General features: G+C 30.3%; 8 protein-coding genes. 6 read left to right on the top strand and 2 right to left on the bottom strand.

What is annotated here, in order from left to right; genetic code table 11:
- Positions 1-384 precede the first annotated feature (384 nt).
- The 6 genes from B5P42_RS28185 (at position 385) to B5P42_RS28155 (ending at position 4,853) form a co-directional block, all read left to right on the top strand.
- Complete coding sequence (locus tag B5P42_RS28185) at positions 385-1,410, top strand: RelA/SpoT domain-containing protein (protein WP_113735783.1); 1,026 nt, start codon at positions 385-387, stop codon at positions 1,408-1,410.
- A gap of 466 nt (positions 1,411-1,876) precedes the next feature.
- On the top strand, positions 1,877-2,584 hold the full coding sequence (locus tag B5P42_RS28175; protein WP_113735782.1) for an IS6 family transposase: 708 nt from the start codon (positions 1,877-1,879) through the stop codon (positions 2,582-2,584).
- Between the two features lie 639 nt (positions 2,585-3,223).
- A complete protein-coding gene (locus B5P42_RS28170; protein WP_113735781.1) occupies positions 3,224-3,409 on the top strand; it encodes a hypothetical protein in 186 nt (61 codons plus the stop codon).
- Between the two features lie 315 nt (positions 3,410-3,724).
- On the top strand, positions 3,725-3,910 hold the full coding sequence (locus B5P42_RS33275) for an IS3 family transposase (RefSeq protein ID WP_113735780.1): 186 nt from the start codon (positions 3,725-3,727) through the stop codon (positions 3,908-3,910).
- 350 nt (positions 3,911-4,260) lie between these two features.
- Complete coding sequence (locus B5P42_RS28160; RefSeq protein WP_046945618.1) at positions 4,261-4,560, top strand: DUF2089 family protein; 300 nt, start codon at positions 4,261-4,263, stop codon at positions 4,558-4,560.
- Complete coding sequence (locus B5P42_RS28155; RefSeq protein WP_106102812.1) at positions 4,560-4,853, top strand: hypothetical protein; 294 nt, start codon at positions 4,560-4,562, stop codon at positions 4,851-4,853. Before B5P42_RS28160 ends, B5P42_RS28155 begins: the two co-directional genes overlap by 1 nt.
- Before the next feature lie 370 nt (positions 4,854-5,223).
- Here the strand turns inward: B5P42_RS28155 and B5P42_RS28150 are convergent, their stop codons facing one another.
- The gene (locus tag B5P42_RS28150; protein ID WP_063539054.1) at positions 5,224-5,370 is read right to left on the bottom strand and encodes an aureocin A53 family class IId bacteriocin; all 147 of its coding nucleotides are present in this window, start codon (positions 5,368-5,370) and stop codon (positions 5,224-5,226) included.
- A 42-nt stretch (positions 5,371-5,412) separates the two neighbouring features.
- Positions 5,413-5,559, bottom strand: coding sequence for an aureocin A53 family class IId bacteriocin (locus B5P42_RS28145; protein ID WP_113735779.1), 147 nt, complete (start codon positions 5,557-5,559; stop codon positions 5,413-5,415).
- Positions 5,560-5,586 lie beyond the last annotated feature (27 nt).

Here is a 5,586-nt window from a genome sequence, read left to right as displayed (position 1 = left end):
GAATGTAGGATTCTTACAGAAAGACCTATATTTATATTTAGGATTAATTAACTATAAGAAAATGAATTTCCTGTTATTAAGAACTATAATTCTTAAAAACATGTAAAGCACTGACATTCTGACCCTGTATTTTTGAAAGGGTTTGGAATTGTATATTTTTCACAAAAAACAAGATATAATTATTATTGAAGAGCAATTTGTAAGTCCCATTGAAATATGTGGTAAATTTACATGGGATATGAAATGCATATTCGAAAAGAGATAATGCACTAAAAAGTGTTCTTATCTCTTTTTTTACTTTATACGATGGAGGAATCTAATTGAAAAGAGTTTGATTCTACATTAAATATTGAATGGGATAACGATGGTTTGGGAGGCTTAAAAATGAAATTAATTAGTCAAGAAGAATTTTTCAAAAAATATAATTTAAAATTAGAACATGGAGATGTTGAAAGGTTTAACTGGGATGACTTAGAAAAAATATATCTTCATTATATAGCTCATATTCGTTCTTTAGAGGCAACAGCTAGTACTATAGCTGAAATCCTTCGATCTGATAAAAAAGTACATAGTGTTAGAACTCGTATTAAGGATCCCGAACATCTTATAGAAAAAATTATAAGAAAAACTAAGAAGAAATTACCCGAAATTCCTACGTATGAGATCAATTTAGATAACTATACTCAAGAAATTACGGATTTAATTGGAATACGTGTACTACATTTATATAAGGATCAAGCTCATGATATTGATAAAACAATTCGGGAAACGTGGGAACTATATGAAATTCCTATTATTTATTATAGAAAAGGTGACTCGCAAATTACTTTAACTGCCACAGAAGAAGAATCTTTTCTTGAATTTCAAGAAAAAGAGCATGAATTTGGTTATCGATCCTGGCATTATTTAATTAAAACAAAACCAACCAGAATAGAGCATATTGCAGAAATTCAAGTCCGTACAATATTCGAGGAAGGGTGGAGTGAAATCGATCACCAATTAAGGTATCCATATGAATTACATAATGATTTATTAAGAGAACAATTAATGGTTTTAAATCGGCTTGCTGGAAGTGCAGACGAAATGGTCGATACCATCCGTAAAACTACATTACGTCAATATGAATTAATAGAGCAAAATCACAAAAGTGAACAATTAATAAAAGAATTGAAACAGGAATTAGAACGAGTTCTTCATATTAGCAAAATTGAAGAGAAAGAAAAGAAATCTTTAGAAGAAAAGATACAAAAATTAGAAGAGTCGCAACAGAAGAGTATTAAAATCGGCACACCAGGAATACAATTAGCCATAGACAATACGCCATTCTCCCCTGAAATGTTTTTATATTCTGAAAAGGGTAAAATTAAACCTAACATACAGTATAGCTCCTCTAAAATAATATTAGATTAGATTTAATTCAAATAATGAATAATACAAAATAAAATAGTGGATTCATAATCAAAAAAGCATCTAATGAACATTAGATGCTTTAGTTTTGTGTAATGATAACAAATAGTGGCTGTTTGTTCTTTTCTCCGAGCTGTTCTTTGCTCCGAACTGGCTGTACATCAATTAAATGTTGCTTTTTATCCATCTATTTTCCAATCCCATTTTTTCAATGATTTGAATGTATACTTTTTTGACTTTTTATCTAATTTCAATGAAATTAGATAAAAATCAATGTTTAAGGGGAAATGAAAGTAAACTTTTGGGTAAAAGTTTACTTTGGAGTTTTGAATCATTTATAACTAATTTTGTAATAAATTTCTTAATATAGATATATCGGTTCTGGTGCAAAAACTCTAAAGCTCTTGCCAGTAATCTCCTAAACTTGGACATACTGATAGTATTACTCTAAAAAAGGTGTGTGATCGGTATGGAAAAGAGAAATTTGTTCAAATGGAAGCATTATCAGCCGGAACTAATCTTATTAACAGTAAGGTGGTACCTACGGTACAATTTGAGCTTCCGTAACCTGGTGGAAATGATGGAGGAAAGAGGATTATCCATTGCTCACACAACGATTATGCGCTGGGTTCATCAATATGGACCTCAACTAGAAGAGAAAGTACGACATCATCTAAAATCAACAAATGATTCATGGAGAGTCGATGAAACCTATATTAAAGTAAAAGGGCAATGGATGTATTTATATCGTGCCGTTGATTCAGAAGGGAATACCATTGATTTTTATCTAAGTAAATCAAGAGATAAACAAGCCGCCAAGTGTTTTTTCAAGAAAGCCCTGACTTTTTCGTACGTTTCTAAACCTCGCGTGATAACAATAGATAAGAACCCTGCCTATCCTGTAGCAATTCAAGCATTGAAAGAAGAAAAACATATGCCTAAAGGCATAAAGCTAAGACAAGTTAGATATCTCAATAATATAGTGGAACAAGATCATCGTTTTATTAAGAAACGTGTGCGTCCTATGTTGGGGTTTAAGTCATTTAAAACTGCAACTTCTATATTGAGTGGTGTTGAAGCCATGCATATGATTAAAAAAGAACAGATTGATTTACGGGACCAGTCTGTCCAAAATCAGAAAGAATTCATCCATCAATTGTTTGGGCTAACAGCATAAAATACAATTCCGCTCGAAATATATGCGCTATATTCTCTTTTATTTTATCTTTGCACCAGAACCTTTTTCTTTGTTGTATAGAAATTACATACTAAACATTATATTTATACGCATTATTACTACACGCTAAGGAAATAGGTTAAATAAAACAATGAAACTGATGAAAATATATAAAAACAAAAAGCATCCTAAGATGGGTAGTGTTTTATGAAAGTTGAGCATGGTGAACCCCCTTGGGTATATAAAGGATTATAATACATCGTTGGTCTATTCAGAATGTTAATCATGAATTGGATGGAATTATGAATGGTTAAATCAATAGAAATTATACAATAAACGTATTTAATGAGTCTGCTAGGTATAAAGATAATCGATAATCATACAATGATATGGAAGGGTCTTTTCTAACGTGTTAGTTACCTCAATAAATATGTATCTTTTGGCGCCTGGGCGAGGGTGCTTTTTTATTGCACATTATAATGAGGACAAGTTCTTCGTGTCCTATTCAATGCTCAGGATAAACCCCAATTCACATTGAGAGCACAAATAGCGGGGTACTCTCTTTTTATTGAAAATAATATATAAATTTATATAATATGATTATTGGATTATTATTTCAATATAAGGGGTACAAATTCGATGCGACGTAAAAAGGATTTGTTGAAACAATGGAAGGTGAATTTGCAAGTTGTTCAAGAAGAAAAGAGGATGAAGAAGAAGTCTAAGAATAAGAAATATATCATTCCTGGTAATACAGCAGGATTCATGAATGGAAAGAATACTTATCGTAAAGAGAATGGGGTATGGAAGCAAAGAAATAAATGATTTGAGGATAAATAAGTTTATAGCAATTATTGTAGGCGCTGCCCTGGTCTGGGTGGCTTCTTTTTTTATTATAAGAGATCCCTCAAGCTTTGAGGGGTTATCAATTGAAGGGCAGAAATGCCTGGATTCCTTACATTAAGAACAAAGTGGAATTATTTCTAAACCAATTAATAGAGCTTTAGCAGCAGCTGGAATTAATACAGGAATTTGGATATCTTTCAATGAACAGGATTCTCTTACACATACCGTCAACTACTAAAAAAATCAAGTGAAGCTAGTATGTCCAGAAAGGGAAACTGTTAGGACAATGCTTATATAGAAAACTTCTTCAATCACTTTAAGTCAGAGTGTTTTCATTTATCCTCTTTCCGTACATCTGATGAGGCTAAGTTTGCTGTGCACAAATATATACGCTTCTATAATCACCAAAGGTTTCAAAAGAAATTAAATAACCTGGGGCCATATAAATATATAACTCAGGTTATTAGTTTTGCTTTTTGAATACTGTCTACCGTCAACACTGTAGATGTTGTTTTTTATAGGCCGTTTTAGATAATAATGAAAAATAATTGTTACTGTTTTCTTTGTGAAGAAACTTTTTTTATGCAATGGCTATATATATTGTTTAAAGTTGCAAAAAGTAGTTTGCACACTATCAAATGGGAATGTAAGAGGGTTTAAAATATCGCGTTTGTGATTTTTATGCTTCTTTTTTTTATTTGTAAATAGGTTTAAGAAACTTTGAGGAAAAACTGGATTTTAATAAAGTTAAACAAAAAATCAATTTTATTAAAAATAAAATTGATTTTTTGTTTAATTATGTTAAAATGTAATTAAAGGAGCTGAAGGTTATGGATTTTAAAAAGATTCCAAATTGGCTATTAAATTTAGAGAATGAGGACATTGAATTTATTAAAAATTTCATTTTACATTCTGGATCTTTGAAAGAAATAGCAAAAATTTATGATGTTTCTTATCCCACGGTGAGGGTACGGGTAGATAAGTTAATTCAAAAAATAAAAGTAAATGATACTGATGAAGATGAAGAGTTTATTACTTTTATCAAAAAACTTTCCATTGAAGATCGTATTAATTTAGAAGATGCAAAATTAATAATTGAAAAATATAAAAATGAAAGAGGGGATAATTAATGTTTCGTCTATATGGATTTATAATTGCAATTTTATTAATTGGACTTCAATATTTTTTATCAAGAAGAGAAAATGTTTATTGGGGAATATGTTTACCTATTTTATATGTGATAACACTCCTATATCTATGGGTAACTGAGGCTCTAACTGTCAAAGGGAATACACTTATATTCATCATAATTATTTTAGGTGGATTAGCCATTTTATTAGGAATTTGGATTAAGGGCAGAGAAGAATTAAAAAATAAACAGAAAAAAGAATTGGACAAAATGAAAACAAAGGATATGAAGTAATCGAATAGAGAAAGAAAAGGATTAGCATCTAAAGACATGTAACTGAGTTTAAGTATAATGTGGATTTTTAAACTTCAAAAGGGAATATATATCATACATATTCCCTTTTAATAATCAGATATCGGGAGCTGTTTTTTGAGTATTTCTATAACAATATAATTATATTATAGAATTTTGCTCTATATGTTCTTTTGTTAAACAAGGAAGGATGTTATAATGTCTTTAATGCTAGTGGGCTTCAGGGATAGCATGGGGATAAATAGATTGTAGAAATAAGGTATAAAAATTAATAATCATTATATAAAAAAGGATAGAACTGTAGATCCTATCCTTTTAGAATTAATTGGTTTAAACTATGTAATTACACCAATTAGTTTACCATGTCATTAATTTTGTTGATAATCCAGTCAATAGCCATACCGTTTTTAATCCAATCTAAAACTTTACCCTTGTTAGCCCAAGCCCATGAAGCAGCTTTAGCTCCTAATTGACCCACGATTCTTAAAAATGCAACCATGATATATACCTCCTAATATAATAATTGTAAAATTTTTAATTATTAGCTTACCATGTCATTAATTTTGTTGATAATCCATTCAATAGCCATACCATCTCTGATCCAACCTAAAACTCTACCTTTGTTAGCCCAAGCCCATGAAGCAGCTTTAGCTCCTAATTGGCCTACGATTCTTAAAAATGCAACCATGATATATACCTCCTAATATAGTAATTG

It is taken from the genome of Bacillus sp. SRB_331 (assembly GCF_003264175.1).
Lineage (GTDB): Bacteria > Bacillota > Bacilli > Bacillales > Bacillaceae_G > Bacillus_A > Bacillus_A mycoides.
Note: the sequence above shows the minus strand (reverse complement) of the source record. Positions and strands in the feature narration are given on the sequence as shown.